This window comes from Candidatus Protofrankia californiensis, from assembly GCF_900634765.1.
GTDB classification, from domain to species: domain Bacteria; phylum Actinomycetota; class Actinomycetes; order Frankiales; family Frankiaceae; genus Protofrankia; species Protofrankia californiensis.
Map to the genome: position 1 here is coordinate 1 of NZ_CAAAFT010000101.1, position 4,912 is coordinate 4,912.

The window sequence follows — 4,912 nt, forward strand, 5'->3', positions numbered from 1 at the left end:
GCGTCCGCCGCGCAGGGCGAACTCGATCCGGGCGGCGTCGGTGAGGCCGAGGTTGCCGCCCTCGGCCACGACCCGGCAGCGCAGCTGCCGGGCGTCGACCCGCATCCCGTCGCGGGCCTTGTCCCCGACCGAGGCGTGGTCCTGCCCGCCGGCCTTCACCCAGGTGCCCACCCCGCCGTTCCACAGCAGGTCGACCGGTGCGCGCAGGATCGCCCGGACCACGGCGTCGGCGGGCAGCGTGTCCTCGCCGACGCCGAGCAGCTCCCGCACCTCGTCGGTCAGCTCGATCCGCTTGGACGACAGCGGGAAGACACCCCCGCCGGCCGACAGGGCCGTCCGGTCGTAGTCGTCCCAGCTGCTCGACGGAAGCGACGCCAGCCGCCGGCGTTCGGCGAACGACCGGGCCGGGTCGGGATCGGGGTCGAGGAAGATGTGCCGATGGTCGAAGGCGGCCACCAGACGGAGATGGCGGGAGAGCAGCATCCCGTTGCCGAAGACGTCCCCGGACATATCGCCGATGCCGACGACCGTCAGGGGTTCGTGGTCGGCGTCGACGCCGAGCTCGGCGAAGTGACGGCGGACCGATTCCCACACGCCTCGGGCGGTGATGCCCAACGCCTTGTGGTCGTACCCGCTGCGGCCACCCGAGGCGAAGGCGTCGCCGAGCCAGTAGCCGTTGGCCGCCGCCACCCGGTTGGCCAGATCGGAGAAGCCTGCCGTGCCCTTGTCGGCGGCGACGACCAGGTAGCTGTCGGGACCGTCGTGGCAGACCATCCCCGGCCGGCACCGGGTCGCGCCGTCGACCCGGTTGTCGATGAGGGCCAGCAGCGCCTCCATGAACTGCGTGTAGCAGGACTCGGCGAGCCGGGCGAGTTCCCCGGGGTCCGACGGCGGCCGGCGCAGCACGAACCCGCCCTTTGCCCCGTCGGGCACGATGACGGCGTTCTTGACCCGCTGGGCCTTCATCAGGCCGAGGATCTCGGTACGCAGGTCCTCCTGGCGATCGGACCACCGGATGCCGCCGCGGGCCAGGCGGGTGCCGCGAAGGTGCACCGCGTCGAACCGGGTGGAGCTGACGAAGGTCTCGGCCTCCGGCAGCGGCCGGGGCAGCCACGGGAGCCCGGCCGGGGCGAGCTTGAAGGCGAGCGCGTCCCCGATGCCGCCGGGCGTCCCGTGGGCTGTTTCGCCGGCTACCGTCCGGATCTCGCCGGACGCCGGATGGTCGGGCACCGAGGAGTCGGACGCCGAGGAGTCGGACGCCGAGTAGAACGTCGTCCGGACGACCGCGAGGGCGAGATCCCGCAGCCGGCGCAGGACCGCGTCGTCGTTGATGCCCGTCACCCATCCGAGCGCGTCCTCCAGCGCCGCGTGCAGCCGCTCGGCGTCGGCCGGGTTCGCCCGCAACGGATCCATCCGGGCGTGGAACAGTGCCACCAGGTCGTGCGCGTAGAACGGGTGGGCGGTCAGGACCCGGTGGGCGTACCGGGTGCCCAGGGACGTCCCGGCCAGCCGCAGGTAACGGAACATCGCCCGCAGCAGCCGCACCTCACGGGCGGTGAGCCCGGCGGTGAGCACCAGCGAGTCCAGGCTGTCGCTGTCAACGTCCCCGCGCGCGAGACCGCTGAGGACGTCACGCAGCCCGTCCATCTGTTTGAGCGCGGCGTCGGCCAGCTCCGGTGCGGCGATCATGTGGTATTCGTCCAGGTTGACCGTGCTTCCGTCCGGGCCCGGACGGCTCGGCAGCGAGCGGTGGGTCCGCGCGCGCAGGCCCAGGTTGGCCAGCACCGGTATGACGTCGGCGATGGGCGGCTCGTGCGCCTGCCAGGCAAGCCATACCGCGAGCGTGGCGGTCCCGTCGTCGGTGCGGGCGGCGGCGAAGCCCGGTTCCCCGCCCTGGGCCAGCCCGGCCAGGGCGCTCTCGGCACCCGACAGGGTGCCTTCGTGGGAGATCCGGTAGCTGGGGGCAGACGGGCGTACCACCCCTTCAGCATCGTCAGAAGCACCGGGCTGCGCACTCCGGCACACCGCAGGCGGGACCGACTTGGCCCGACGCTTCGGTGTCCGCGACGCGACGTCACCGAAATACGCGAACATCGCGCACTAGGTAGTGCGGCCTCTGCGAAACTGACGCGCCATGGACGCTGTGATGCTGGTCGGCGGACAGGGTAGCCGTCTGCGCCCGTTGACAATGTCGGCACCGAAACCGATGCTTCCGGTCGCCGGTGTACCGGTGACCGCCCACATGCTTGCCCGCGCCCGTGACGCCGGGATCACCCGTGTCGTCCTCGCGACGTCATACCGGGCCGAGGTGTTCGAGGAGTACTTCGGGGACGGCTGCGCCCACGGGCTGGAGCTGGAGTACGTCACCGAGACCGAACCGCTCGGGACCGGCGGCGGGATCCGCAACGTCGCGTCGAGACTGCGCGGCGGCCCGGACGACCCCGTGGTCGTCTTCAACGGCGACATCCTCTCCGGGCTGGACATCGCCGCGCTGGTGCGGCGTCACCGCCAGACCGACGCGGCCGTCACCCTGCACCTGACCGAGGTTGATGATCCACGGGCGTTCGGTGTCGTACCCACCGACGCCGACGGCCGGGTCACCCAGTTCCTGGAGAAGACCCCCGACCCGCCGACCAACCGGATCAACGCGGGCTGTTATGTGTTCCGCCGGTCGGTGATCGATGACATTCCGGCGGGCCGCCCGGTCTCGGTGGAGCGGGAGACCTTCCCGGGGCTGCTGGACGCCGGCTTCCTGGTGGTCGGCTACATCGACAGCACCTACTGGCTGGACCTGGGCACGCCCGACGCGTTCATCCGGGGCTCACGCGACCTGGTGACGGGGCGGATCGCCTCCTCGGCGCTGCCAGGGCCCGTCGGTGACTGGCTGGCGCTACCGGGCGCGTCCGTCGCCGTCGACGCCAAGATCGGCGGGGGTGCGGTGGTGGGCGCCGGTGCAGTGGTGGGCGCCGGCGCCACCGTCGACGGCGCGGTGATTTTCGACGGCGCGATGATTGGTGAGGGCGCGTCCGTGCGGAGCTCGGTGGTGGGTGCCGGCGCGGTCATCGGGGACAGGGTGTCCCTCGAGGGGGTGGTCATCGGTGATCGTGCGCGGATCGAACCCGACAACGAGCTGCGGGCCGGCGCCCGGGTCTTCCCCGATGCCGTCCTGCGGGCGGGCGCGATCCGCTTCAGCTCCGATCGTGTCTGACGAGCCTCCCGGCCGGCCGCCCGAAGGCGTCCGATCATGCCTTCCTTCTCGGCGTTTCTCAGCGTGGCGCCGTTGAACCCGGTATGACGGACGTCCCCGGCTCGGGGGTTGTCCCGGCCGATGCGCTTGTCGGGGCCGGTTCGGTTGCCGAGCCGGCGATGGTCGGGCTCAGGTTGAGGGTCCCGCCGGAGGCACCCGACTCGGGTGCGGTGGGGGAGTCCCACGCCGCGCCGACGGGGTCCGGGTTGGCATAGGTGGCCACGAACTCCTTGATGGCCGCCTCGGACACGGTCGCGCATCGCTGTGTGCGGTCCCACGCGGTGAGCACGAAGTGCTTGTCGTCGGGGAAGTCGCCGCGTTCCCAGGGAATCGCGAGGAACCGGTCGCCAGCGGTGTCGGAGGCGGTGCGTAGCGCCGCGACCTGGTCGTCGGGGAGCTTCGGGTCGTACCAGCCGATGATGAAGCCGTGTTCGAGACTGTGCACGGCGCGTTCGATCCGCAGGTTCGGGATGCGCTCGTAGAAGTGGTAGGCGTCCGGCAGAGGGTCGGCGTCGTGGTTACCGGACGACGGCGGGGCCACGTCGTAGTTGACGGTCTGGTTCGCCGCGACGTGGGTGTTACCGCGTGGCGCGTCGTTGACGACCCCGGTGCATCCGGCTGCTGCCGCAGCCTTGCCCGCCGACGTGACATGGCCGATCGAGTGGCTTGCGTTCTGTGACCTGTTCTCCGACATGGCGTAGATGATGATGCCGGCCAGCAGCACGAGCGCGACGATGCCGCTGGAACCGTAGATCAGGAGGGAACGGCGCCGCTCTTGGCGTCGCTGTTCGCGCCGGAGCGCCTCCAGCCGTGCATTGCGTTCCGCGCTCTTTTTGCCCACGGCGCCCAATCCTACGGAGTGTCGAATACCACGTCCGTACCCCGTCCTGGTCACGAGGTTCCGGTCATGGGGTTCCGGCCGCGAGGTTCGGACTATCCGGTGATGACGAGTTATCTGGTGACGACGAACGGCGTGACATCGGGGGTCGGGCGTTGTCCGGGTGGATGCGCTGGATGGCCGATCCCCACCGCTCCCATGGGCTGCCAGCCCGCCGGCAGCCGCAGGACCGCACGGACCACGTCCGGGCAGAACAGGGTGCTCGACACCCAGCATGACCCCAGACCCTCCGCGGCCAGGCAGACCAGCATGTTCTGCACGCCGGCTCCCATCGCGACCAGGAACATCCGCTCCTCGGCGGCGGCCCGCCGGCTGTCGGGATAGCTGTGGGCGCCGTCGGTGACCAGGCAGGGCACGACCAGGACGGGTGCCCGGCGCAGGACGTCACCGCGTCCCAGCCGGCGGGTGACCGCGGCGGGGCCGAGACCGTCCGCGCGCAGGTCCGCCGCCCAGGCCTCGGCCATCCTCGCCAGCAGCTGGTCACGGGCGTCGGTCACGACCACGAACCGCCACGGGGTCGTGTGGTGCGGGGCGGGAGCGGTCACGGCCGCGGCAAAGGCGCGCTGGAGGGCCTGCGGATCCACGGGTGCGTCGCTGAACTCGCGGACCGTCCGCCGGGCGGTGACCGCTGACCGCCGGGCCTCGACGGTGCCGAGCCGGAACATGTCCTCGGCTGCCGGGCGGACCAGCGCCCGAGCCCCGCGACCGTCGTCGGCGAGCGCGCGGAAACCGCGTACGAGCGCCACCGGCACCCCGGACAGCTTCCG

Annotated in this window: 4 protein-coding genes; 1 reads left to right on the plus strand and 3 read right to left on the minus strand. The window is 71.7% G+C overall.

Going from position 1 to position 4,912, the window contains the following annotated elements:
- Positions 1-1,980, minus strand: a 1,980-nt coding sequence (locus tag DD1DGNOD_RS06050; RefSeq protein ID WP_165036464.1) for an NAD-glutamate dehydrogenase domain-containing protein, incomplete at its 3' end; no start/stop codon positions are given.
- A 154-nt stretch (positions 1,981-2,134) separates the two neighbouring features.
- Here DD1DGNOD_RS06050 and DD1DGNOD_RS06055 point away from each other — a divergent pair.
- Positions 2,135-3,208 (plus strand): sugar phosphate nucleotidyltransferase, encoded by a 1,074-nt coding sequence (locus DD1DGNOD_RS06055; protein WP_131769635.1) that lies wholly within the window; start codon positions 2,135-2,137, stop codon positions 3,206-3,208.
- 58 nt (positions 3,209-3,266) lie between these two features.
- Here DD1DGNOD_RS06055 and DD1DGNOD_RS06060 read toward each other — a convergent pair whose 3' ends face one another.
- Complete coding sequence (locus tag DD1DGNOD_RS06060; RefSeq protein WP_131769636.1) at positions 3,267-4,088, minus strand: DUF3105 domain-containing protein; 822 nt, start codon at positions 4,086-4,088, stop codon at positions 3,267-3,269.
- Positions 4,089-4,198: 110 nt separating this feature from the next.
- Positions 4,199-4,912: coenzyme F420-0:L-glutamate ligase (locus DD1DGNOD_RS06065; RefSeq protein ID WP_131769637.1), on the minus strand; the 714-nt coding region annotated here is incomplete at its 5' end.